Raw genomic sequence first — 23,165 nt, forward strand, 5'->3', positions numbered from 1 at the left:
CGCAGACGCATGTTTCGAGGCCCATGGACCTTTACCTTCCCGTCGCCAATCTGTCGGTCAATGCGCTGGTCATCGTGCTGCTGGGCGGCGGGGTGGGGTTCCTGTCGGGCATGTTCGGGGTCGGCGGCGGGTTTCTGACCACACCGCTGCTGATCTTTTACGGCATTCCGCCGACGGTTGCCGCGGCGTCGGCCGCGACGCAGGTGACCGGGGCGAGCGTGTCGGGGGTGATGGCGCATCTCGAGCGAGACGGCGTCGATCTGCGCATGGGCGCGGTGCTGGTCGCGGGCGGCCTGCTCGGGTCGCTGATCGGCGCCGGCCTGTTCGAACTGCTGACCGCCTGGGGCCAGATCGATACGGTGATCTCGATCCTCTACGTCGCGCTGCTCGGCACCGTCGGGACCTTCATGGGGCGCGAGGCGTGGGGGAGCTTTCGCGCCGCGCAGGCGGGATTGCCCGCCCCGGCGCGCAAGCGGCGTCACCATCCGATGGTCGCCAACCTGCCGCTGCGCTGGCGCTTCTATCGATCTGGCCTGTACATCTCGCCGCTGGCGCCGCTGCTGCTGGGCATGGTCGGCGGCGTGCTGACGATGTTGCTGGGGGTTGGCGGCGGGTTCATCATGGTCCCTGCGATGCTATACCTGCTTGGAATGGGGACGCAGGTTGTCGTCGGTACGTCGCTGTTCCAGATCCTGTTCGTGACGATTGCGACGACGATGGTACACGCGCTGACCACGGGCGCGGTCGATATCGTGCTGGCGGCGTTGCTGCTGCTCGGCAGCGTTGTGGGGGCGCAATTCGGCGCGCGGTTCGCGCAAAAGGCGCGCCCGGAATATCTGCGGCTGGCGCTTGCGGCGATCGTGCTGCTGGTGGCGCTGCAAATGGCGGCCGGGTTGTTCATCCGCCCCGACGAAATTTACTCGGTCCAATGACGCGCTTCGCGGCCTTGATCCTGTGGCTGGCGGCGCTGTCGCTGCCGGTCGGCGCCGCCGAGGCCGCCGATCCGCGGCTGGTTCCCGATGTGTCGAGCCGTGCGATCGACATCCAGTACAGCTTCACCGGCGAGGAATTGCTGCTGTTCGGCGCGATCCTCTATCCTGGCCAGCGCCTGCCCGACGACCGCGCCGACATCGTCGTGGTGCTGAAGGGGCCAGTGCGCCCGATCGTGCTGCGCGAAAAGCGTCGGGTGGCCGGGATCTGGGTCAATGCCAGCAGCATCCGCCTGCGCACCTCGCCCGGCTTTTATGCGATCGGATCGTCGCGGCCGATCGACAAGCTGGTCGACGAGCGCACCGCGGCGATTTTTGAACTGGGGCTTGCCAATCTGTCGATGTCGCCGACCGAATTTTCCGAAGCGACCAAGCTCGAGCGGTTCGAGGCGGGCCTGACCGACCTCTATCGCCGCCTCGGGCTATTCTATGAAAATCCGGCGGCGGTCGAGATTACCGAAGGGGTGCTGTACCGCGCGCGCATCCCGGTGCCCGCGCGGGTACCGGTCGGCACCTATCGCGCCGAAACCTTTCTGATCAGCCGCGGGCGCGTGCTGGCGGTCGCATCGCGCGACGTCCAGATCCGCAAGGCCGGGTTCGAACGCTTCGTCGCGCTGGCGGCGGAACGGCATGGTTTTCTTTACGGGCTGACCGCGGTGATCCTGTCGCTGCTGCTCGGCTATGCCGCGTCGGCGATATTTCGCCGCCGCTGAGCAGCCTTTAGCCAATATTTACCCTGACCTGCGATACCGATTGTCGGGACCATTTCAGGCGGGGCATTTTGATGGATATGCAGGGTGGCGGATTTCCCGCCGGAGATTCGACGGCGGCGCAGCATGTTCGGCTGGCTGGTGGTGGCGCCGCGGCGTCGGTGGCACCGGTGATCAACCATCATCGCGACGACCTGATGATCGGCGAGGTGATCGATATTTCGGGTTCGGCCTCGCGCATCCTGCTCGACGCGGTGACGATCGGCAAATTGTCGACGTCGAGCGACGCGGCGGTCGCGATGGCGGGCCAGGTCGGCGCGCAGGTCAAGGTCCGCGTGGGCAACATCTGGCTGATCGCGAGTATCCGCGACCAGCAACTGCATGAGCGCGGCGAAGGGCTGATCGTCGCAACCATCGACTTTCTGGGCGAAGGCGAAGAGGAAAAGATCACCGGCCGGATTTCCAATTTCCGTCGCGGCGTCACTCGCTATCCGATCCCGGGCAGCCAGGTGTTTGCAGCGACCAGCGCCGACCTCAAACAGATTTATGCCGCCGACGAGCGCGCGCATGTCGAAATCGGCACCGTCTATCCGACCAAGGATATTCGCGGGTCGCTCTATGTCGATGCGATGCTGGGCAAGCATTTTGCGCTGCTGGGGTCGACCGGTACGGGTAAATCGACCAGCGCCGCGCTGATCCTGCACAAGATTTGCGAACTCGCACCGCAGGGCCATATCGTGATGATCGATCCGCACGGCGAATATTCGGCGGCTTTCAAGGGCACCGGGGCGCTGTTCGACGTCGACAATCTGGCGATGCCCTATTGGCTGATGAATTTCGAAGAACATTGCGAAGTCTTCGTCACCGCCGAGGGGCGCGACCGACAGGCCGACTGCGACGTGCTGTCGCGCTGTCTGCTGCAGGCGCGCACCAAGAACCGGCTGGCCGAAGGGATGACCAAGATCACGGTCGATTCGCCGATCCCCTATCTGCTTTCCGACCTGCTGAGCATCCTGACCAACGAGATGGGCAAGCTCGACAAGGCGACGTCGAGTGCCCCGTTCATGCGGATCAAGGGCAAGATCGAGGAAATGCGCGCCGACCCGCGCTATAATTTCATGTTTTCGGGCATGCTCGTCGCCGACACGATGGCGAATTTCCTTGGCAAGATTTTCCGCCTGCCGTCGGACGGTCGCCCGATTTCGATCATCGACGTGTCGGGGGTGCCGTCGGACATCACCGGGGTGGTCGTCGCGGTGCTGTCGCGCCTGACCTTCGACTATGCGATCTGGTCGCGCGGCGAACCGCAGCGCCCGATCCTGCTCGTCTGCGAAGAAGCGCATCGCTACATCCCGTCGAAGGACGTCGGCGGCGGGCAGGCGGTGCGCAAGATCCTCGAGCGGATCGCCAAGGAGGGCCGTAAATATGGCGTCTCGCTGGGCCTGATCACCCAGCGTCCGTCGGACCTTGCCGAAGGCGTGCTGTCGCAGTGCGGCACGATCATCTCGATGCGCCTCAACAACGAACGCGACCAGCATTTCGTGAAGGCGGCGATGCCCGAAGGCGCGCGCGGCTTCATCGATTCGATCCCGGCGCTCCGCAACCGCGAGTGCATCGTGTGCGGCGAGGGCGTGTCGATCCCGATCCGCGTCTATCTCGATACGCTGGAAGAGGAAAAGCGCCCCGCGTCGAGCGATCCGCTGTTTTCAAAGCTGTGGCGCGAAACCGGCGGCGAGGCGGAAATCCTGGAGCGTGTGGTCAAGCGCTGGCGCAGCCAGGGGCGTTGATCGCCGCCGCCGGGTTCGTTAAACCCGCGGTATGGCGTGTCGGTTGGTTCCTGGTGCCGCGGTCGCTTTCCTGGCCATGGCGTTGTCGTCGCCCGCATCTGCGGCCGATGCGCGGGGTATTCCTGACGCCGTGGCCGAAAAATACCAGCTGAGCGACCCTTGGTACGCCCAATATTCGGAGGTGCGCGGCATCCCTGTCGTCGGGTCGGCGGCGGTCGATGACCGGACGCTGCGGCTGGCGCGGCGCACCGTGGCGCGCGTGCTGGCGACGGTGCCGCGCGATACAGTCCGGCGGTTGCGTCAGGCGAATTTCCACATTGCGATCATCGCCCGCGGCGAGATGATCAGCGCTGTTCCGGGCGCCCGCGATCGCTTGGGCCCGGACGCCGACAGTCGGTATTGGGGCGGCTTTGGCGCCACGCGGCACTGGCCGCTGTGCGTCGCGACCGAAGCCAATCTGGCCGACCGTGCCGGTGACGAGAATATTCTGGTGTACAGCCTCGCTACCTCTATCGCTGAGCTGGCGTTACGGCCCGGCAAGGACTCCTTCACGGCTGCGCTCGACAAGGCCTATGCCCATGCGGCAACAAATCGCCGGTGGGCGAACACCTATGCCGCGACCAGCACGACCAGCTATTGGGCCGAGGGCGTCCAATCCTATTTCAACGCCAACCGCGAGGGCCGCCGCGGCGGCGATGGCATCCACGGGCGCATCAACACCCGCCGCGAACTACGCGCTTATGATCCGCTTCTCTATCGCCTGATCGCCGACGAATTCGGCGCGGGGCGCTAGCCCTTCGGCGGTTCCCACAGTTCGATCGGATTGCCCTCGGGATCATGGACGCGCGCGAAGCGGCCGACGGCGGGGTCGTCCCATTCGGGCTTGGTGATAATCTCTTCGCCCGCGTCGCGAAACGGCGCGAGCACCGCGTCGAGATCGTCGACGCGCAGGTTCAGCATATGCTGTTTGTCGGCGGCGAAATAGTCGGTGTCGCCTTTGAACGCGCTGAACACCAGCGGGCCGGCGGTGACGTTCCACACCCATTCGTTGACCGGCACGCTGTCGTCGGCGCTGCAGCCGCCGCCGATGCCCAGCCGTTCCTTGTACCACGCGTTCAGTGCGTCGGGATCGCGCGCCCGGAAAAACAGCCCGCCAATGCCTTTGACATGTCCCATATCCGCCTCCTTGCTGTCCGCAAGGAAGCTAGGCCGATTGGGTCAGCGTTTCCACTCCCCGCTGCCACGAAATTCTTCGCGGATCTGCCCCGACTGGTTGAGCCGCGGATCGGCGTAGGTCGGCGGTGCGGGGGTGGCGACCTGCGGCGGCGCGGTCGGTGCGGCGGGCGCCAGCGTTCCGGGCAGCGGCGCGGCGGCGACATCGGGTAGCGGTGCGGCGGGGCCGACAAGCAGCGGCGCCGGACCGGCGCCGGGGGCGATGCCCTGGCCCTTCAGGATCGCAAGTTGCTGCGCGAGCGGCAGATAGGGGCCGGGGACGGGTTCGCGGCCCGGATAGGGCGCGCGGAACGCGTCGGGCATCCCCCAACGGCCGCGCCAGCGGTGAAAGATATGCGCGCCGACGATGTTGGTCATCACCAGGCTCTTGCCCCAGCGCGGCCAGATCGCCTGCGTGTGATAATGGGTGGCGAGGCCGACTTTCGGGAACACATAGCCGCCTAGCGCCGCCGAGGCGATGCGGCTGGCGCGCAGCCAGTTGGGTTTGCTGGGCGTCCGGGCCATCGCGCCGTCGCAGCTGAAGGTGAACTGGCACACCCCGGCGCGCTGCGAGCCTTGGAAGACGACACCGCAGACGGTGTTGGGGAAGCTTGGGTGGCGAACGCGGTTGATGACCGTCTGGGCGACGCCGCGCATCCCGTCGTCGGTTTCCGATGCGGCCTCGTAATAAATGGCGGCGGTCAGGCAATAATGCGCGCGCTCGCGGTCGAGCGCGGTCAGCCCGCGAAAGACATAGGGTTTGGCGGGCGGCCCGGCAAAAGCTTCATCGCGCAGCAGCGCGGGATCGGTCGGCGGCAGCGCGGCGGCGTCACCATAGCCGATGCTGGCCGGATCGGGCAGCGTCGGGTCAATCTTGAGCGCCGCCTCATAATCCTCGGCATTCATGATCGCCCAGCGCGCGGGGTCATAGGCGCGGAAATCGAGCGGCACCGAGACGCTGTACGGCCCGAACACCGCGGGCGGGCGCAGCTGGCCGCTCGACAACAGGAAGGCGAGGCAGGCGACCGTCACGACCGCGATGATCGCCGCCCAGAAGCCGCGCCCCGGCCCCACCGGCTTTTCCGGTACCGGGTCGCGCCACGTCGAGCGGGCGGTCAAGGTCAGTTCGGGCTTCATGCGTGTTTCAAATTCCATCGGCGCGCCCCGCAATGATTCGCGCGGTGCGCCGCCGATCCGCCTTATACGCGCAAACGCCAACAAAATGTTGCAGCGCATGCGGAATGTCCCGCAGCGGTACGGGAGGCGGTTTCAAGACGCGATCCGGATCGGTGCGCGGGCGGGGCGTTAGCGACCTGTTGACGCCGTTCGGGTAAGGCCGCGGCATGACCGACGTCGACATCCCATGCTATCGGCGTAGCGCCCGCACCGACTGGCGCATGTGGTTGCTGCTGGCAGTTGGGTCGGTGTTTCTATGGGCAGGGTCGGTCATCGATCCCGCCGACAATTGCAGCGAGGATGGCCGTGAGTGCGCGCCGTGGCTGGTGCCGCTGGCGCAGGGGTTCGGGGCGCTGATCGCGCTGGGTGCCGGACTGAACATGCTTGCCAATCCGAACCGCGGCAGTTTCATCGACCCCGCGACCGGCGACCTGATCTGGTGGAAAGGCCGGATCGGCAGCAGCGGCGGCGACGAGGGGCGCATCCATCCGTCGCAGATCAGCCGATTGCGGATCGTGCGGCAGGAGGACAGCGATGATGCGGTGCATCTGTACGACCAGTCCGGCGAGCGGCTGTTCTGGTTCGACGAGGAGGTGATCCCGTGGCCCTATTACCGCTGGGCGGCGCGGTTGGCGGCACGGTGGCCGCACATCGTGGTCGAACAAGAGGGCTGACGCCCTCGATCGCGGCGCGAAGACTGCCGCGATGACCCGGCCCGGCACCCCAGGGCACCGGACCGGAGATCATTCAGGCCGACTGGAGGTTGACGGCCGAGGTCTTGCCGCGCTGGTCGGTTTCCAGTTCGTACGAAACGCGCTGGTCCTTGTTCAGCGTCGACATGCCGGCGCGTTCGACGGCGGTGATGTGGACGAAGCTGTCGCCCGAGCCGTCCTCATTGGCGATGAAGCCATAGCCTTTGTCGGTGTTGAAGAATTTTACGGTGCCGATGGGCATGGGTGTTTCCTTTCACGAAAACAGGGAATCAACCGGCAAAAGCACCGGAGGAGCTGGTAGCGCGTGAAGGGAAGTATCAGCCTGAGGCATCAAATTTCCGTCGCAGGCGACGTTAGCTCGATTACATCACCGGTATTTTGACGAAAAGTCAAGTTTTTACGCAAAACATGAGCTTTTTGGGGGCTGTCCATCGCGCAATATCAGCGAACAATTTTTTCATGGGATATGTATTTCGGCAAGGGCGGGCTTCGCTGGTCGGCCCAAGGCGTGCACCTCCTTCCCGCCAGCCTGAAGTTGTACCGGTTGCTTCCAAAATCCTGCGCGCGCGTCATGAAGCGGTAGCGGGTCGCCGGATTTGGGCGCCGTAGCTCTGCGAATTTGTTCGGCATCAATGTGGGGGGGGGGGGGCAGTATGAACGAGGAACGCACGCTCGAGCGAAAATTCTGGCGTTTCTGGCTGGGCGGATTGCTCATCCTTGCCGCCATGGTCGTGATGAATAGCTGGTTCGTGAACGACGTGTCGCCGTGGGGAATCAGGGATCATCAGTCGGCCGGTAGCGCGGCGCGGGTCGATGCCATCCAGGCGGCATGGCAGGCGGCGGGGGTGATGGATCTCGCGCGGTGGGCGATCGCGCTCGATCTTGTCTATATCGCGGTCTATTCGTTCGGCGCCTATTGCGGCGGACGAATGTTCCGGGCCGCGGGCGCGCCGGTGCTGCGGCGGCTGGGCTGGATGATCATGGCGGCGGCGATCGTCGTTTTCGTCGGCGACTATATCGAGACCATCTGCCAGTTCATCCAGGCGCTGCGCTTTGCCGGCGACGACCGGCTGGCAGAAATCGCCGCCGCAGCGCAGCCGATCAAGTCGACGGCGTTCCTGATCAGCCTGCTGGGCATATCGGTCGCGCTGTTCATCCGGCGGCGGGCGCAGCGTTCGGCATAGGCTGGATTCGCGACACGCCTGTTTCCGCTTCTGTCATTCCCCCTTGCCGACTCACGCTGCCAAGCCTATATGCAGCGCACTTCTTGACATGGTTAGCCAGTTGGGACGTCGGGGCCGCGGGCCGCGGCGGCTGTACCCACATGCTTTCCGGTCATCCGAAACGGAAAGACAGACTTGGCCGACCTCGACGTCCTGAATGCGATCATTGCCCCCGAAGCCGAAGCGATGGGCCTCGCGCTCGTGCGCGTTGCCTTTTTCGGGGGTGAAAGCGATCCGACGTTGCAGGTGATGGCCGAACGCCCCGAGACGCGCCAGCTGACGATCGACGATTGCGCCGACCTGTCGCGCCGCATCTCGGACCGGCTCGACGCGCTGGAGGAAGCGGGCAAGGACCCGATCGAGCAGGCGTATCGGCTGGAAGTGTCGTCGCCGGGCATCGACCGGCCGCTGACCCGCCGCGCCGACTTCGCCGACTGGGCGGGGCATGAGGCGAAGGTGTCGCTGAAGGAAAAGCGCGACGGGCGCCAGCGCTTCAACGGCGAGCTGGTCGGCATCGACGGCGATACCGTCACGATTTTGGATAAAGAGGGTGTGGAGCACAAGCTGCCGTTCGATGCGATCGACACGGCGAAGCTGGTGCTGACCGACAAATTGATTGCCGCAACCGTCCCGCTTTCAGCCGAAGGCGCCGACGAACTGGAAGAAGAAGGACAGGACTGATGGCCACTGCCATTTCCGCCAACAAGGCCGAGCTGCTCGCGATTGCCAACAGCGTCGCCAGCGAGAAGATGATCGACAAGGGCATCGTCATCGAGGCGATCGAGGAAGCGATCCAGCGCGCCGCGCGTGCGCGCTACGGTGCCGAGAACGACATTCGTGCGAAACTCGATGCGCAGACCGGCGACCTGCGCCTGTGGCGCGTCGTCGAGGTCGTCGAGGCGGTCGAAGATTATTTCAAGCAGGTCGATCTGGCCGCGGCGCAGAAATTGCAGAAGGACGCCAAGATCGGCGACTTCATCGTCGACCCGCTGCCCGCGGTCGACCTCGGCCGTATCGACGCGCAGTCGGCGAAGCAGGTGATTTTCCAGAAGGTCCGCGAAGCCGACCGGGCGCGCCAGTATGAAGAATTCAAGGATCGCGCCGGCGAGCTGATCACCGGGGTCGTGAAGTCGGTCGAATTCGGCCACATCGTCGTCAACCTCGGCCGCGCCGAAGGCGTGATCCGCCGCGACCAGCAGATCCCGCGCGAATTGATGCGCGTCGGCGACCGCGTCCGCGCGCTGATCCTGTCGGTGCGCAGCGAAATGCGCGGGCCGCAGATTTTCCTGTCGCGCGCGCACCCCGATTTCATGAAGAAGCTGTTCGCGCAGGAAGTTCCCGAAATTTACGACGGGATCATCGAGATCAAGGCCGCTGCCCGCGACCCGGGTTCGCGCGCGAAGATCGGCGTCATCAGCTATGACGGTTCGATCGACCCCGTCGGCGCCTGCGTCGGCATGAAGGGCAGCCGCGTTCAGGCGGTCGTGCAGGAAATGCAGGGCGAAAAGATCGACATCATCCCCTGGTCGGAAGACACCGCGACCTTCGTCGTCAACGCGCTCCAGCCCGCAACGGTCCAGCGCGTCGTCATCGACGAAGATGACAGCCGTATCGAAGTCGTCGTTCCCGACGACCAGCTGAGCCTGGCGATCGGTCGCCGCGGCCAGAATGTCCGTCTGGCCAGCCAGCTGACCGGCAGCCAGATCGACATCATGACCGAAGCCGACGCGAGCGAGAAGCGCCAGCGCGAATTCGTCGAGCGTTCGACGATGTTCCAGGAAGAGCTGGACGTCGACGAAACGCTGGCGCAGCTGCTGGTCGCCGAAGGGTTCAGCGAGCTGGAAGAAGTCGCGTACGTGGGCATCGACGAGCTGGCGAGCATCGAAGGGTTCGACGACGAACTGGCGCAGGAACTGCAGAGCCGTGCGCTCGAAGGGCTGGAACGCCGTGAGGAAGCATCGCGCGCCGAACGCCGCGCGCTGGGCGTCGAGGACGATCTGGCCGAGATACCGCACCTGACCGAAGCGATGCTGGTCGTGCTGGGCAAGGCGGGGATCAAGACGCTCGACGATCTGGCCGACCTCGCCACCGACGAGCTGATCGCCAAGAAGCGCACCGACAACCGCCGCGGCCCGCCGCGCAGCGAGCGCGCCGAGGACAAGGGCGGCGTGCTGGGCGAATATGGCCTGTCGGAAGAGCAGGGCAACGAGATCATCATGGCGGCGCGTGCGCACTGGTTCGACGACGAACCGGCTGCGGAAGCGCCGCAAGCCGGGGAGGCCGCCGATGCGGACCCCGCGCAATGATCAGCTGACCGAAACCGACCGCGCAAAGGGGCGCGGTAGCCATGTGCCCGAGCGGCGCTGCGTCGTAACCGGCGAGGTTTCGTCGGCGGAGCAGCTCGTGCGCCTGGCGCTTGGCCCCGACGGCAGCATCGCGCCCGATGTCCATGGCAAGGCGCCGGGGCGCGGCGCGTGGATCGGCGTCGACCGGGCGACGCTGGAGGCCGCACAGGCGAAGGGCAAGCTGAAAGGCGGGCTGGCGCGCGCGCTGCACGACGGCAATTTCACCATCCCCGACGACCTGGGGGAGCGGATCGAGGCGCAGCTTCAGCGCGCGACGCTCGACCGGCTGGGGCTGGAATCGCGCGCGGGTACGCTGCTCAGCGGCAATGAAAAGATCGAGACCGCGGCGCGCAAGGGGCAGGTACGCCTGCTGCTTCACGCCAGCGACGCGGGCGAGGATGGGCGCAAGAAACTGGCGCAGGCGTGGCGCGTCGGCGAGGATGCCGAAGGGTCGGGGCGCGAAGGCCTTGTCTTGCCGGTGGACCGCGGCACCCTATCTATGGCATTGGGGCGCGAGAATGCGGTGCATCTGGCGCTAACCGATGCCCGCGCCGCGGACCGGGTGCTGGCGCATTTGAGCCGCTGGCAGTTTTTCACCGGATGGAGTAGGGACGCGGCCAACCGCGATTCCGACCCGCATGTCGCGCCAGTTTCTGGCGAGCAAAAAATCGGGACGGCGCCGACAGGCTCCGCCGCTTCGGACGCGTTTTGAAGGAATGATGAGTTTCGATGAGTGACGAACAGGACAAACCGACGCTGACCCGCAAGCCGCTGGGGCTGAAGCGGACCGTCGAGGCGGGGCAGGTACAGCAGCAATTCAGCCACGGTCGCCGCAACACGGTGGTGGTCGAGGTGAAGCGCCGCCGCGTGCTCGGTCGTCCCGGCGAGGCCGCGCCCGAGCCGGTGGTCGAAGAGGTCGAGGCCGCTCCGGCGCCCGCGCCGACCCCCGCGCCTGCCCCGGCACCGAAGCCCGCCGCGCCGCGCGCGAGCGAGAATGACAGCCTGATGTCGCGTCAGGAACGCCAGGCGCAATTGCTGCGCGAGGCCGAAGAAGCGCGCATGTCGTCGCTGGAGGAAAATCGCCGCCGCGAAGAGGCCGCGCGCGCCCGCGCCGCCGAGGAAGAGAAGCAGCGCGCCGAGCGGGCGGCCGCCAAGGCGGCCGAACCCGCGCCGACACCCGCCGCCGAACCGGTCGTCGAAGCCGCCGCGGCCGAGGCACCGCAGGCCGAAGCCGCCGCGCCGCGCGCGGCGACCAGCGCCGCCCCGGCCCCGCGCCGCTTTACCCCGGTCGAGGCGCCGAAGCGCCCCGAACCCAAGCGCCCCGAGCCCAAGGCCAACCGCGGCGCCGACACGCGCCGCCAGTCGGGCAAGCTGACCGTCACGCGCGCGCTCAACGAAGACGAAGGCGCGCGGGCGCGCAGCCTGGCGGCGTTGAAGCGCGCCCGCGAAAAGGAAAAGCGTTCGCACACCGCAGCGTCGGGTCCGCGCGAGAAGCAGGTCCGCGAAGTTACCGTGCCCGAAAGCATCACGGTCACCGAACTGGCGAACCGCATGGCCGAAAAGACCAACGACCTGATCAAGGCGCTGTTCAAGATGGGCGTGCCGTCGGCGAGCGGCGACCTGATCGATCAGGATACCGCCGAATTGCTGGTGGTCGAATTCGGGCATCAGATCATTCGCGTCAGCGAAGGCGATATCGACATCCGACATGACGAAGATGTCGACGATGCCGAACATCTGAAGCCGCGCGCCCCGGTGGTGACGATCATGGGCCATGTCGATCACGGCAAGACCAGCCTGCTCGACGCGCTGCGCGGCGCGAATGTGCAGGCGGGCGAGGCCGGCGGCATCACCCAGCATATCGGCGCCTATCAGGTGAAGACCCCCGACGGGTCACTGGTGACCTTCCTCGACACCCCGGGCCACGAAGCCTTTACCGAGATGCGCCAGCGCGGGGCGAACGTCACCGACATCGTCATCCTAGTGGTCGCCGCCGACGACGGTTTGAAGCCGCAGTCGATCGAGGCAATCAGCCATGCGAAGGCGGCGGGCGTGCCGATCATCGTCGCGATCAACAAGGTCGACAAGGAAGGCGCCAACCCGCAGCGCGTCCGCGAACGCCTGCTCGAACATGAGCTGGTGGTCGAGGAAATGGGCGGCGACGTCCAGAATGTCGAAGTGTCGGCGCTGAAGAAGACCGGGCTCGACAAGCTGCTCGACGCGATCGCGTTGCAGGCCGAGATCATGGAGCTGAAAGCCAACCCCGACCGCGCCGCCGAAGGCACGGTGGTCGAGGCGAAGCTGGACAAGGGCCGCGGCCCGGTGGCGACGATCCTGGTCCGTCGTGGTACCTTGAAGGTCGGCGACATCTTTGTCTGCGGCGCCGAAAGCGGCCGCGTCCGCGCGCTGATCGACGATCAGGGCAAGCAGATCAAGCTGGCGACCCCGTCGATGCCGGTCGAAGTGCTGGGTCTGGGCGGCGTGCCGATGGCGGGCGATACGCTGACGGTCGTCGAGAATGAAGCGCGCGCCCGCGAAGTCGCGGCCTATCGCCAGGAACAGGCAACGCGCAAGCGCACCGTGCAGGCGCCGGTCAGCCTGGAGGGCATGTTCGAGGCGCTGGCCGACAAGACCAACGTCATCCAATACCCCGTCATCATCAAGGGCGATGTGCAGGGGTCGGTCGAAGCGATCGTCAACGCGCTCAACCGCCTGTCGACCGACGAGATCCGCGTGCGTGTGCTCCAGTCGGGGGCCGGCGCGATCACCGAGAGCGATGTGACGCTGGCGGCGGCGACCAAGGCGCCGATTATCGGGTTCAACGTCCGTCCGAACGCCAAGGCGCGCGACATCGCGAAGCGCGAGAATGTGCGCTTCATGTACCATGACGTGATCTATCACCTGACCGACGAAATCCGCAAGGAAATGGCGGGCGAGCTGGGTCCGGAACGGATCGAGACCGTCGTCGGCCGCGCCGAGGTCAAGGATGTGTTCCCGGCCGGCAAGCGCGACAAGGCGGCGGGTCTGCTGGTGCTGGAAGGCGTCATCCGCAAGGGGCTGCACGCGCGGCTTACCCGCGACGACGTCATCGTGTCGGCGACCACCATTGCGTCGCTGCGCCGTTTCAAGGACGACGTCGCCGAAGTGCGCGCGGGCCTCGAATGCGGTGTCGTGCTGTCGGACACCAACGACATCAAGGCGGGCGACAATCTGGAAGTCTTCGAAGTCGAAATGCGCGACCGGACGCTGTAACGGGCGTCCGCCGCGCGCGGATCAGGAGGCGCAGCTATGCCGCGTTACGTCGCCCTGTTCGGCAGCATCAATGTCGGGGGCAACCGGTTGACGATGGCCGACCTGCGTTCGGCGTTCGAGGCCGAGGGCTTTTCGGACGTCGAAACGGTGGTGGCGAGCGGCAATGTCATCTTTTCCTATCCCGCGCGGCCGACGCGCGGGCTGGAGGAGAAGCTGACGTTGATGGTTGCCGACCGGTTCGACATGCGTTGTGCGGCGCTGGTGCGCAGCCGCGACGAGCTGGCCGCGGCGATCACCGACAATCCGTTCGCGGGAACCAATGAGGACAAATTCGTCCACACGATGTTCCTCGGTGGTCAGCCGACACCGGCGCAATTCGCCGCGCTGGCCGCGGACAAGTGGATCCGCCCGAACGAACGGATCGCGCCGGGCGACCGGGCGCTGTATATCGATTATGGCGATGGTGCCGGCGACAGCAAATTGACCGCGCGGATGATCGAACGGCGACTTGAGCATAAGGGCACCGCGCGCAACATGCGGTCGATCGCGCGGATCGTCGCGAAACTGGACGAACTGGAGAAGGGTGCGGCATGAAGGCGGCAGAAACCAAGGGGCCATCGGTTCGCGTGCTGCGCGTCGGCGAACAGGTGCGCCACATCCTGTCGGAGATTATCGCGCGCGGCGATGTCCATGACGATGTGCTGGCGCGCCAGCCGGTGAGCATCACCGAAGTGCGCATGTCGCCCGACCTGCGCCACGCGACGGTGTTCGTCAAATCCTTGCTGGGGAAGGACGAGGAGGCGGTGCTGAAAGCGCTGCGCACCAACACCGCCTGGCTGCAAAAGAGCGTCGCCGAACGGATGGCGATGAAATATGCCGCAAAGCTGAAATTTTTGGCCGACGAAAGTTTCGACGAGGCGAGTCACATCGAAAAATTGCTGCGCGATCCGAAGGTTGCGCGCGACCTGGGGAGCGATCGGGCGGGCGACGAGGGCGAATAGCGCCGCGCATATCGCGTGATGAGATAACCATATAGGTTATTTCACTTGACATCGTCACGCTGATATGGCACAAGTGTCACATCATGAAGAATTGCGAGTCGGGCCGGTGGCCTTCCGTTTGGCGGGAGGCTGTTCCGGCCCGACTGGCGTTTGGGAAAGGATGATCGATGGCGCAGATCGGCAAGGCGGCGACCCGCGCAGCGCGCAGCGCGCGGCCGGGGGCGGCGCAGATGACGCAGTTTCTGGAAGCGCTGGCGGAGTCGTCGAATGTTGCGGCGTCGGCGCGCGCCGCGGGGGTAACGAGCAACGCAATGTACCGCGAGCGGCGACGCAATGAAGGGTTTGCGGCGCGCTGGCACGAGGCGCTGTGCGAAGGCTTTGCGCGGCTGGAGGCCGAATTGCTGTCGGAGGCGCTGGTCGCCCCGAGCGGCAATGTGAAGGAGGCGACGCTGAAATCGCGGGCGCAGAAATATCGGCTGGGGCTGGCCTTGCTGGCGGCGCACCGGGCGGCGGTACGCGGAGCGAAGCTGCCGGGCGGTGGCGCACCGATGCGCGGGAGCGCGAAGGACCGGCTGCGCGCCAAGCTGGATGACATCCGCGCCAACGCCGCCGCCGAGTGCGGCGAACCGGGCGACGGTTTTTGAAGCGCCTGACCGACGTTCGCGACCTGCCGGACAAGGACTATGACGCCTGGTTCAAGCGGCTTCGCGATGACCGATATGAAAAGCTGCTGACCGACTGGTCGTGGTGGCGGCGCGACGACCAGCAACCTCCCGCGGGTGACTGGCATGTGTGGATGCTGCTGGCGGGACGCGGGTTCGGCAAGACGCGGACCGGCGCCGAATGGGTGCGCGCCTTTGCCGAAGCGACGCCGGGGGCGCGGATCGCGCTGGTCGCGGCATCGCTGCACGAGGCGCGGCAGGTGATGGTCGAGGGCGAGAGCGGCTTGCTGGCGATCGCGCCCGATGCGCGGCGGCCCGATTATGAAAGCAGCCTGCGGCGGCTGACCTGGCCCAATGGCGCGGTCGCGACGCTCTATTCGGCGGCCGAGCCCGACAGTTTGCGCGGGCCGGAACATGAAGCGGCGTGGTGCGACGAAATCGCCAAATGGCCGCAGGGCGAGGCGGCGTGGGACAATCTGATGCTGACGATGCGGATCGGCGCGCGGCCGCGGGTGGTCGCGACGACGACCCCGCGCGGGGTGCCGCTGGTGCGGCGGCTGATCAAGGAAAAGGGCGTCGCGGTGACGCGCGGGACGACGGCGAGCAACCGGCTGAACCTGTCGCCGCGCTGGATCGCGACGATGGGGGCGATTTACGGCGGGACGCGGTTGGGGCGACAGGAACTGGACGGCGAATTGCTGGAGGATGTGGAGGGGGCGCTGTGGACGCGGGAATTGATCGAGCGGTGCCGGGTCGATGCGGACAGCATCGGTAAACCGGTGCGGGTGGTGATCGGGGTCGATCCGCCGGCGAGTGCGCAGGGCGATGCGTGCGGGATCGTGGTCGCAGCGCTGCTGCGCGATGGCCGGGTCGCGGTGGTTGAGGATGCCAGCGTCGAGAAACCGCCACCGCATGTATGGGCGCAGGCGGTCGCGGCGGCTACGGCGCGCTGGGGCGCCGACCGCGTGGTCGCCGAAAGTAACAACGGGGGCGAAATGGTCATGAACACGCTGCGGCAGGCCGACCTGACGCTGCCGGTGGCGCCGGTGCACGCGCGCGCAGGGAAGGTACGCCGCGCCGAGCCTGTGGCGATGGCCTATGAGTGCGGCAAGGTGGTTCACGCGGGAGTGTTCAGCGGCCTCGAGGACCAGCTTTGCGGGTTGCAGATCGGCGGTACTTATGTGGGACCGGGACGCTCGCCCGATCGCGCCGATGCCTGCGTTTGGGCCGTGACGGAGGTATTGAAGCTATCCAATCAAGGAACAATTCCGCGCGTAAGGAGGTTTACCAAACTGTAAGAAGAATATTGCATTCCGGTGCGAGATTCGTAGATACAGCCTTTCGAGAGGGATGGGCCATGCTTTCGCCAGAAATGAACGAGCGAGTGAACGCGCTTCGCCACCTGATGTCGGATGACAGCGGAAAGGGTGACTTCGTTTTTCCGACCTTGCTCAAAGAAGTACCGTCTATTACTTCTCCCAATACGGTTTATCGGGGGGTAGACAGCGAGTATGGCGAACTGGGAAGACGTCCTAAACGAGATCGCTGAAGAGCAACGGCGTGCCCAACGATCATTCGATACGGTTCGAAGAAAATACCTAAAGCAGCTGTCTGACCACACTGGTCGCAACGCCATAGCCTATTATTCAGGGTGGCAATCCAATCCAAATGTCAGCGGCACGGAAATTCGCGACGAAGATCGCGATGGTTTTATGCGCGCCCTCCATGGACTTGATACGTCCAAAGGGCTTGATCTCATACTTCATACTCCCGGCGGGAGTATTGCTGCCACGCAAGCTATAATTACGTATCTTAGGGAAAAGTTTGGCCGGAATATTCGAGCAATTGTTCCTCATACAGCGATGTCTGGAGGGACCATCATGGCATGCGCGTGCAAAGAAATAATCATGGCGCGGCATTCCAGCATCGGTCCGATTGATCCACAGATACGGGGAATACCTGCGCAGGGAGTGCTCAAGGAGTTTGAGAGAGCATTCAAAGAAATTTCAGAAGATCCGAACAAGCAGGTGGTTTGGCATCCCATCCTGGCGCAGTATTCTCCTACCTTCCTTGGAACGTGCGAGAATGCCGTCAATTGGTCGGAAGCGTTTGCTCGGCAGCAGCTGGCAGATAACATGTTCTATCGTCAGAAGAACTCGCAAAAGAAGATAGACCAAGTCATTAGTGCTTTGACCGCATTTGATGAGGTCAAACTTCATGAACGGCAAATCGGGTACCAAGAAGCTCGAAAAATCGGCTTGAAAATCAAACTATTGGAAAACCATCAAGGGCTTCAGGATGTCGTCTTGCCGCTTCATCATTGCTACGTGCACACTCTTTCTAACACGGGCGCTTTCAAGCTCATCGAGAACCATGATGGAGCGAGCTTCATCAAGATGATGCGTGAATGAGCGATGGCTAAGACGTAGGTCTCAGCCTCACTAAATCGGAGGATTCTCATGAACTGGTTTGGCCGGAAGGCTGCGCAGTCCGCTGCGCGGCCTGCTTTGTCGCGGGTGTATGGGGCATATGGGGTGATGGGCGGTGCGCCCGCGCCCTTGTCGTTCGAGGCGCAGGTGCGCGAGGGGTATCTGTCCAATGCGATCGTGCAGCGGGCGGTGCGGCTGGTGGCCGAGGCGGCCGGAAGCGCGCCGATCGTTGCGAGCGATCCGGCGCTGGGGGCGCTGGTGGCGGCGACGTCGGGCGGGCAGGGGCTCGTTGAGACGCTCGCGTCGCAGCTGTTGCTCCACGGCAATGGCTATGTGCAGATCTTGACCGATGGCGCGGGGGCGGCGGCGGAGCTGTTTGCGCTGCGTCCCGAGCGGGTAACGGTCGAGGCGGATAGCCGCGGGTGGCCGGTCGCCTATCGGTACAAGGCGGGCGGGTCGGCGGTGGTGCTGCCCGCCGAGGATGGCGCGGGGCGGACGGCGGTGGTGCATGTGAAGGCGCTGCACCCGCTGGACGATCATTATGGCGCGGGGTGCCTGGGCGCGGCGGCGGGCGCGATTGCGGCGCATAATGCCGCGGCGAAATGGAATGCGGCGCTGCTTGAGAATGCGGCGCGGCCGTCGGGGGCGCTGGTGCATGATCCGGGCGACAAGGGGATGCCGTTGTCGGCGGAGCAGGTCGAGCGGCTGCGCGAGGAGCTGAGCGAGAGTTTTGCGGGCGGGGCGAATGCGGGGCGGCCGTTGCTGCTGGAGGGCGGGCTCAAGTGGCAGGCGCTGTCGCTGACGCCTGCCGAGATGGATTTCCTGGCGCTCAAGGAGTCGAGCGCGCGCGAGATTGCGATGGCGTTCGGGGTGCCGCCGATGCTGCTCGGGCTGCCCGGCGATGCGACCTACGCCAATTACCGCGAGGCCAATCGGGCGCTTTGGCGGCTGACGGTGCTGCCGCTCTGCGCGAAGATTTTGGGGGCGGTGGCGCAGGGGCTGCGCGGGTGGTTCGACAGGGCGGAGCTGCGGGTCGACCTGGATCAGGTGCCGGCGCTGGCGGAGGACCGGATGGCGCTGTGGCACGAGGTGTCGGCGGCGGACTGGTTGAGCGCGGACGAGAAGAAGGCGTTGTTGGGGGTGGCGTAGCGTTTGCGGGCGACGGCCCACCCCCACCCAGCTTCGCCTAGGCAGCAAGCTGCCAAGGCTGCGCAACCCTCCCCCATCCCAGGGGGAGGGATTTTTGTGAGGACATCGACATGGATGAGGAAGAGGCGCTGGCGCGGTTGATCGCGCTGGCGGGGACGAGTGCGCCCGATGCGGCCTTGCTGCGCGCGGTGGTCGAGGAGGCAAGCGAGCTGGGGGCGCGGCGGGCGCTGGCGCGGCTGGGGCTGGCCGATGCGGCGGCGCGCGACGACATGGCCGACCTGCGCCAGCTGCTCGGCGCGTGGCGCGACGCCAAGACGAGCGCGTGGAAGGCGGCGGTCGACTGGGCGGTGCGCGCGATGCTGGCAATGCTGGTCGTGGGGCTGGCGGTGAAGCTGGGGCTGCCGGGGCTGTTGCGGTGAGGGTGCACGCGGTGCTGGATAGAGGTTCACGCGGAGACGCGGAGGCGCGGAGGGAAGAAAGAGATTCGCGCAGAGGCGCAGAGAACGCAGAGGCGTTGGCGTGGAAATCGGCGGCGCAATCCGGTGTACACGTTGGGGAAATGAGGGCGGCTTTGCCGCCTTTTTCTTGCTCTCCGTCCTCTGCGTCTTGGCGCGAACAATCCGTCGTCCGCTTTGCTGGCTATGCGGCGGTGTTCGATCGGGTCGATCGTGGGGGCGATGTCGTGCGGGCGGGGGCGTTTGCGGCGAGTTTGCGGGAGCGACGGGCGGTGCCGCTGCTTTGGCAGCATCGGCCGGGGGCGGTGATCGGGGTTATCGAGCGATTGGCGGAGGATGCGCGCGGGCTGCGGGTGGTGGCGCGCCTGACGCATCCGACGCCGGCGGGGCTGGTCGCGCGTGGGGCGCTGACGGGATTGAGCTTTGGCTATCGGGTGACGGCGGCGCGGGGGGCGCGCCCGCGCGAGTTGCTGGGGCTGGAGCTGGCCGAAGTGAGTCTGGTGGCGGTGCCGATGCAGCCGCTGGCGCGGGTGATTGCGGTGGATTCAACGAAGGAGTGACGGGCATGGAAGTGGAAATGGAAGTGAAAGCGGATGCGCTGGACGGGGCGTTCGATGCGGTGCTGGCGGCGGAAGCCGTTGATGATCTGAAGGCGTCGGTCGCGGCGTTGAAGGCGCAAGTCGATGCGCAGGCGGTCGCCGCTTCGCGGTTGCCGCTCGACGGGGCGAAGGCAGCCGATCCGGCGCGTGATGCCTTTGTCGAGCGATACCTGCGGCGCGGGATCGATGCGGGCGTCGAGATGAAAAGCCTGTCGGGGGCGACCGGCGGCGAGGGCGGCTTTGCGGTGCCGCGCGAGATCGACGGCAGCATTGCCGAAACGCTGAAATCGCTGTCGCCGATCCGTAGCATCGCGACGGTCGTGCAGACGGGAACGAGCGGGTATCGCAAGCTGGTCGCGACGGGCGCGATGGGGGCGCGATGGGGGCGGGCTGGGTCGGCGAGACCGCGGCGCGGCCCGAAACCGCGACGCGCGCCTTTGCCGAAATTGCGCCGCCGTCGGGCGAGCTTTACGCCAATCCGGCAGCGAGCCAGGCGATGCTGGACGATGCGATGTTCAACGTCGAGGACTGGCTGGCCGACCAGCTGGGGCGCGAATTTGCGGTCGCCGAGGGCAGCGCGTTCGTGACCGGCAACGGCACGAACCGGCCCAAGGGGTTCCTGACCTATGCGACCACGAACGAAGTCGACAGCGTGCGGGCGTTCGGGACGTTGCAGCATCTGGCGACGGGGACGGCAGGCGCGTTTCCGGCGGCGAACCCGCAGGACAAGCTGGTCGAGCTGGTTCATTCGCTGAAGGGGCCGTACCGGCAGGGCGCGTGTTGGGTGATGAATTCGGACACGCTGGCGCGCATCCGCAAGTTCAAGACGAGCGACGGCGCGTTCATCTGGCAGCCGGGGCTGGTCGAAGGGCAGGCGGCGACCTTGCTGGGTTATCCGGTGGTCGAGGCCGAGGACATGCCCGACGTGGCGGCGAACAGCCTGTCGATCGCGTTCGGCAATTTCCGCGCCGGTTACCTGATCGCCGACCGCGGCGAGACGCGCATCCTGCGCGATCCGTTCCTTTGTGCATTTCTATGCAACCAAAAGGGTCGGCGGTGCGATCATCGATTCACAGGCCATCAAGTTGATGAAATTCGCCGCCAGCTGATTTTTACGCTGGCGCGATGGGCGCCCGGTCCATGCTCCCTACCCCCTTTCGGGGCGGACCGGGCGCTGACTTTTCTTGATGGAGACATGGCGATGATGATGAGCCTGGTTCCGGGGGCATCCCCGGTGAGCCTGACCGAGGCGCGCGGGTGGTTGCGGCTGGGCGGTGCGAGCGACGATGCGGTGGTCGAGCCGCTGCTGCGTGCGGCGACGGCGATTTGCGAAGCCTTTGTCGGCCAGTGGCTGGTGCGGCGATCGGGCAGCGAGCTGGTGCCGGTGGTACAGGGCGCGGCGCGGCTGAGCGTGCGGCCGGTGGTCGCGGTCGACGAAGTACGGATGCTGGCGGCGGACGATAGCGAGACGGTGCTGGCGGTTGGCGATTACCGGCTGTCGCTGGCGGCGGATGGCGCGGGGCGGCTGATGATCGCGTCGCAGCATGGCGCGGTGCGGGTGCGCGTAACCTATCGCGCCGGCATGGCGGAGGCGGGCGCGGAGGTGCCCGAGGCGATCCGCCACGGCATCGTGCGGCTGGTGCAGCATCTGTACGAGGCGCGCGACGCGAAGGAGGTACCGCCGCCGCCCGCGGCGATCGCAGCGCTGTGGCAGCCGTGGCGGGCGCTGCGCCTGGGCAGCCGGCGATGAGCGGCGCCGAGCAGGCGGTGCGCGCGAAGGCGCTGGCGCTGCTGGGGGATGACGCGGAGCTGGCGGGGCTGGTGCATGGGGTTTTTGACGGCACGCCGGTGCGGGTAAACGCGCCCTATATGTCCGTTGCCGGTGCCGAGGGGGTCGATTGGGGGACCAAGGATCGGGCGGGGCGCGAGGTGCGGTTGACGCTGGCGCTGGTCGGGGTCGGTGGCGCGGTCGATGATGTGGCCGCAGGACGGATCGAGGCGGTGGTGGCGGGGCTGCGCGGGGTGGCCGATGGCTGGTCGGTGGTCAGCGCGCGGGTGGTGCGGACGCGGTTCGCGTTCGTGCGTGACGGCGGGTGGCGGCACGAGCTGGTGGTGCGGTGCCGGTGTTTGGTGGGGTAAGGCCGTCGCCCCGCGACGGCGGGGGTCGTCTGCGACCATGGGCTAGGCCGCTGGCGGCCCCCGCCTTCGCGGGGGCGACGATGCGATCACTCGCCCGGCATCGTGTTGTTGGATTTATAGTCCTTGAACTTGTCGGTGAAGTTCGCGTGGTAATCCTCGATCTGCATATCGGCGTCTTCGGTCGCGACGGCGAGTGAATCGCCGCCCGAGCGGCCGAGCGCGATCACCGCCTTGCGGAAGGCGTCGCGTTCGGTGCTGCAATTGGCTTTCAGCGCCATTTCATATTCGACCTCTTCGACCTTGGCCTCGAGCGCCTTTTTCATGTCGTCGCGCAGGCATTTGGTGAAGGCGGCGCGCGTCGTGTCGACCGCGGGCGACTGGATCATGGCGGCAAAAATCAATGACGTAATCAGCATCCTGCGACTCCCCGTTCCGCATGTTTTTCTGATGAGGAGATTAGACGATGGCAATTGAAAATGGGAGCGCTTTTCTGCTCAAGGTCGGTGATGGCGCCGCGCCGCCGACTTATGCGACGGTCGCCGGGCTGCGCACGACGCAATTGTCGGTGAACGGCGAGGCGGTGAACGTCACGACGAAGGATTCGGGCGGCTGGCGCAGCTTGCTGTCGGGTGCCGGGGTGCGATCGGTTTCGGTGAGCGCTGCGGGGATCTTTACCGGGTCGGCCGCCGAGGTGCGCGTGCGCGGCCATGCGCTGGCGGGGACGATCGACGATTATGAGCTGAGCTTCGAAAGTGGCGAGCGGCTGCGCGGGCGGTTCCTGGTGACGCGGCTGGACTATGCCGGCGATTACAACGGCGAGCGCAATTATACGCTGAACTTGGAATCGAGCGGCGCGGTGGTGAGCCTGTGAGTGCGGCGGCGAATGTCCTGCGCGGCGAGGCGGAGCTGCTGGTCGGCGAGCGGGCCTATGTGCTGCGCCCGAGTTTTGCGGCGCTGGTCGCGGCGGAGGCCGAGCTGGGGCCGCTGTTCGCTTTGGTCGAACGGGCGGCGGACGGGCGGCTGGGGCTGGGCGAGCTGGCGTCGTTGTTCTGGCATTGCGTGCGCGACCGGCCCGAGGCGTTGACGCGCGAGGCGGTGGGCGAAGCGGTGGTGGCGCAGGGGCTGGCGGCGGTGACCCCGGCGCTGCGCGTGCTGCTGGGGCAGATTTTGGCAGGGCGGTGAGCGCTTTCGTTCGAGCAGGAAGAAAGCAGGATCTCACACAAAGACACAAAGGCACAAAGATGTCGCGTTGGGCGATGTGTCATCCGGTCGCGTGGCGGTCGTGCTAGGTCGCGGCGATACGGGCTTGGCTGCGGCTTCGCCG

26 protein-coding genes and 1 pseudogene are annotated in these 23,165 nt (G+C 66.0%); 23 read left to right on the forward strand and 4 right to left on the reverse strand.

What is annotated here, in order from left to right; genetic code table 11:
* Positions 1-23: 23 nt before the first annotated feature.
* The 4 genes from G9408_RS12795 to G9408_RS12810 all read left to right on the forward strand — a co-directional run bounded on the left by G9408_RS12795 (position 24) and on the right by G9408_RS12810 (position 4,279).
* Complete coding sequence (locus G9408_RS12795) at positions 24-932, forward strand: sulfite exporter TauE/SafE family protein (protein ID WP_120217240.1); 909 nt, start codon at positions 24-26, stop codon at positions 930-932.
* A complete protein-coding gene (locus G9408_RS12800; RefSeq protein ID WP_120217239.1) occupies positions 929-1,702 on the forward strand; it encodes a TIGR02186 family protein in 774 nt (257 codons plus the stop codon). Before G9408_RS12795 ends, G9408_RS12800 begins: the two co-directional genes overlap by 4 nt.
* A 71-nt stretch (positions 1,703-1,773) precedes the next feature.
* Positions 1,774-3,486: an ATP-binding protein gene (locus G9408_RS12805; protein WP_210423361.1), complete on the forward strand. Its 1,713-nt coding sequence runs from the start codon at positions 1,774-1,776 to the stop codon at positions 3,484-3,486.
* A gap of 130 nt (positions 3,487-3,616) precedes the next feature.
* Positions 3,617-4,279: a hypothetical protein gene (locus G9408_RS12810; protein WP_168454381.1), complete on the forward strand. Its 663-nt coding sequence runs from the start codon at positions 3,617-3,619 to the stop codon at positions 4,277-4,279.
* On the opposite strand, the gene G9408_RS12815 is transcribed toward G9408_RS12810, so the two are convergent.
* Positions 4,276-4,662, reverse strand: coding sequence for a VOC family protein (locus tag G9408_RS12815; protein WP_168454382.1), 387 nt, complete (start codon positions 4,660-4,662; stop codon positions 4,276-4,278). The genes G9408_RS12810 and G9408_RS12815 overlap by 4 nt on opposite strands.
* Before the next feature lie 42 nt (positions 4,663-4,704).
* Positions 4,705-5,853 carry a cell wall hydrolase gene (locus G9408_RS12820; protein WP_235957784.1) on the reverse strand — a complete coding sequence of 383 codons (1,149 nt, stop codon included), beginning with the start codon at positions 5,851-5,853 and terminating at the stop codon, positions 4,705-4,707.
* A 188-nt stretch (positions 5,854-6,041) separates the two neighbouring features.
* On the opposite strand from G9408_RS12820, the gene G9408_RS12825 reads away from it, so the two are divergent.
* Positions 6,042-6,548: a hypothetical protein gene (locus G9408_RS12825; RefSeq protein ID WP_168454383.1), complete on the forward strand. Its 507-nt coding sequence runs from the start codon at positions 6,042-6,044 to the stop codon at positions 6,546-6,548.
* 73 nt (positions 6,549-6,621) lie between these two features.
* Here G9408_RS12825 and G9408_RS12830 read toward each other — a convergent pair whose 3' ends face one another.
* Entirely contained in the window at positions 6,622-6,828 is a 207-nt protein-coding gene (locus tag G9408_RS12830; RefSeq protein WP_168454384.1) for a cold-shock protein, read from the reverse strand.
* A 412-nt stretch (positions 6,829-7,240) separates the two neighbouring features.
* Here G9408_RS12830 and G9408_RS12835 point away from each other — a divergent pair, with 412 nt between their 5' ends.
* The 16 genes and pseudogenes from G9408_RS12835 to gp17 all read left to right on the forward strand — a co-directional run bounded on the left by G9408_RS12835 (position 7,241) and on the right by gp17 (position 21,841).
* Complete coding sequence (locus G9408_RS12835; protein WP_168454385.1) at positions 7,241-7,771, forward strand: hypothetical protein; 531 nt, start codon at positions 7,241-7,243, stop codon at positions 7,769-7,771.
* 174 nt (positions 7,772-7,945) lie between these two features.
* Positions 7,946-8,491 (forward strand): ribosome maturation protein RimP, encoded by a 546-nt coding sequence (rimP, locus tag G9408_RS12840; RefSeq protein ID WP_168454386.1) that lies wholly within the window; start codon positions 7,946-7,948, stop codon positions 8,489-8,491.
* The gene (gene nusA, locus G9408_RS12845; protein ID WP_168454387.1) at positions 8,491-10,116 is read left to right on the forward strand and encodes a transcription termination factor NusA; all 1,626 of its coding nucleotides are present in this window, start codon (positions 8,491-8,493) and stop codon (positions 10,114-10,116) included. The genes rimP and nusA overlap by 1 nt, the downstream gene beginning before the upstream one ends.
* Entirely contained in the window at positions 10,097-10,867 is a 771-nt protein-coding gene (locus G9408_RS12850; RefSeq protein ID WP_235957785.1) for a DUF448 domain-containing protein, read from the forward strand. The genes nusA and G9408_RS12850 overlap by 20 nt, the downstream gene beginning before the upstream one ends.
* Before the next feature lie 17 nt (positions 10,868-10,884).
* The gene (infB, locus tag G9408_RS12855) at positions 10,885-13,407 is read left to right on the forward strand and encodes a translation initiation factor IF-2 (RefSeq protein WP_168454388.1); all 2,523 of its coding nucleotides are present in this window, start codon (positions 10,885-10,887) and stop codon (positions 13,405-13,407) included.
* Between the two features lie 36 nt (positions 13,408-13,443).
* Positions 13,444-14,001: a DUF1697 domain-containing protein gene (locus tag G9408_RS12860; protein WP_168454389.1), complete on the forward strand. Its 558-nt coding sequence runs from the start codon at positions 13,444-13,446 to the stop codon at positions 13,999-14,001.
* Positions 13,998-14,408, forward strand: a complete 411-nt coding sequence (gene rbfA / locus G9408_RS12865) for a 30S ribosome-binding factor RbfA (RefSeq protein ID WP_168454390.1) — start codon at positions 13,998-14,000, stop codon at positions 14,406-14,408. Before G9408_RS12860 ends, rbfA begins: the two co-directional genes overlap by 4 nt.
* Before the next feature lie 167 nt (positions 14,409-14,575).
* The gene (locus tag G9408_RS12870; RefSeq protein ID WP_168454391.1) at positions 14,576-15,052 is read left to right on the forward strand and encodes a hypothetical protein; all 477 of its coding nucleotides are present in this window, start codon (positions 14,576-14,578) and stop codon (positions 15,050-15,052) included.
* Entirely contained in the window at positions 15,049-16,368 is a 1,320-nt protein-coding gene (locus G9408_RS12875; RefSeq protein WP_168454392.1) for a DNA-packaging protein, read from the forward strand. Before G9408_RS12870 ends, G9408_RS12875 begins: the two co-directional genes overlap by 4 nt.
* Before the next feature lie 213 nt (positions 16,369-16,581).
* Complete coding sequence (locus tag G9408_RS12880; RefSeq protein WP_168454393.1) at positions 16,582-17,481, forward strand: SDH family Clp fold serine proteinase; 900 nt, start codon at positions 16,582-16,584, stop codon at positions 17,479-17,481.
* Positions 17,482-17,529: 48 nt separating this feature from the next.
* Positions 17,530-18,648 (forward strand): phage portal protein, encoded by a 1,119-nt coding sequence (locus G9408_RS12885; protein ID WP_168454394.1) that lies wholly within the window; start codon positions 17,530-17,532, stop codon positions 18,646-18,648.
* Positions 18,649-18,758: 110 nt separating this feature from the next.
* Positions 18,759-19,067 carry a DUF6127 family protein gene (locus tag G9408_RS12890; RefSeq protein ID WP_168454395.1) on the forward strand — a complete coding sequence of 103 codons (309 nt, stop codon included), beginning with the start codon at positions 18,759-18,761 and terminating at the stop codon, positions 19,065-19,067.
* Between the two features lie 140 nt (positions 19,068-19,207).
* Positions 19,208-19,663 (forward strand): HK97 family phage prohead protease, encoded by a 456-nt coding sequence (locus G9408_RS12895; protein ID WP_168454574.1) that lies wholly within the window; start codon positions 19,208-19,210, stop codon positions 19,661-19,663.
* Between the two features lie 17 nt (positions 19,664-19,680).
* Positions 19,681-20,046, forward strand: a pseudogene (locus G9408_RS16755) (phage major capsid protein); the annotation flags it as partial.
* 35 nt (positions 20,047-20,081) lie between these two features.
* A complete protein-coding gene (locus G9408_RS16760) occupies positions 20,082-21,452 on the forward strand; it encodes a phage major capsid protein (RefSeq protein WP_456242928.1) in 1,371 nt (456 codons plus the stop codon).
* Positions 21,449-21,841 carry a tail completion protein gp17 gene (gene gp17, locus G9408_RS12910; RefSeq protein WP_168454397.1) on the forward strand — a complete coding sequence of 131 codons (393 nt, stop codon included), beginning with the start codon at positions 21,449-21,451 and terminating at the stop codon, positions 21,839-21,841. Before G9408_RS16760 ends, gp17 begins: the two co-directional genes overlap by 4 nt.
* 86 nt (positions 21,842-21,927) lie before the next feature.
* On the opposite strand, the gene G9408_RS12915 is transcribed toward gp17, so the two are convergent.
* A complete protein-coding gene (locus tag G9408_RS12915; protein ID WP_168454398.1) occupies positions 21,928-22,257 on the reverse strand; it encodes a hypothetical protein in 330 nt (109 codons plus the stop codon).
* 47 nt (positions 22,258-22,304) lie between these two features.
* Between G9408_RS12915 and G9408_RS12920 the strand changes: the two genes are divergently transcribed.
* Together G9408_RS12920 and G9408_RS12925 are read left to right on the forward strand one after the other, a co-directional pair.
* Entirely contained in the window at positions 22,305-22,712 is a 408-nt protein-coding gene (locus tag G9408_RS12920; RefSeq protein WP_168454399.1) for a phage major tail protein, TP901-1 family, read from the forward strand.
* Entirely contained in the window at positions 22,709-23,023 is a 315-nt protein-coding gene (locus tag G9408_RS12925) for a gene transfer agent family protein (RefSeq protein WP_168454400.1), read from the forward strand. Before G9408_RS12920 ends, G9408_RS12925 begins: the two co-directional genes overlap by 4 nt.
* The last annotated feature ends 142 nt before the right edge of the window (positions 23,024-23,165 follow it).

Source organism: Sphingopyxis microcysteis, assembly GCF_012274265.1.
Classification (GTDB): Bacteria; Pseudomonadota; Alphaproteobacteria; order Sphingomonadales; family Sphingomonadaceae; genus Sphingopyxis; species Sphingopyxis microcysteis.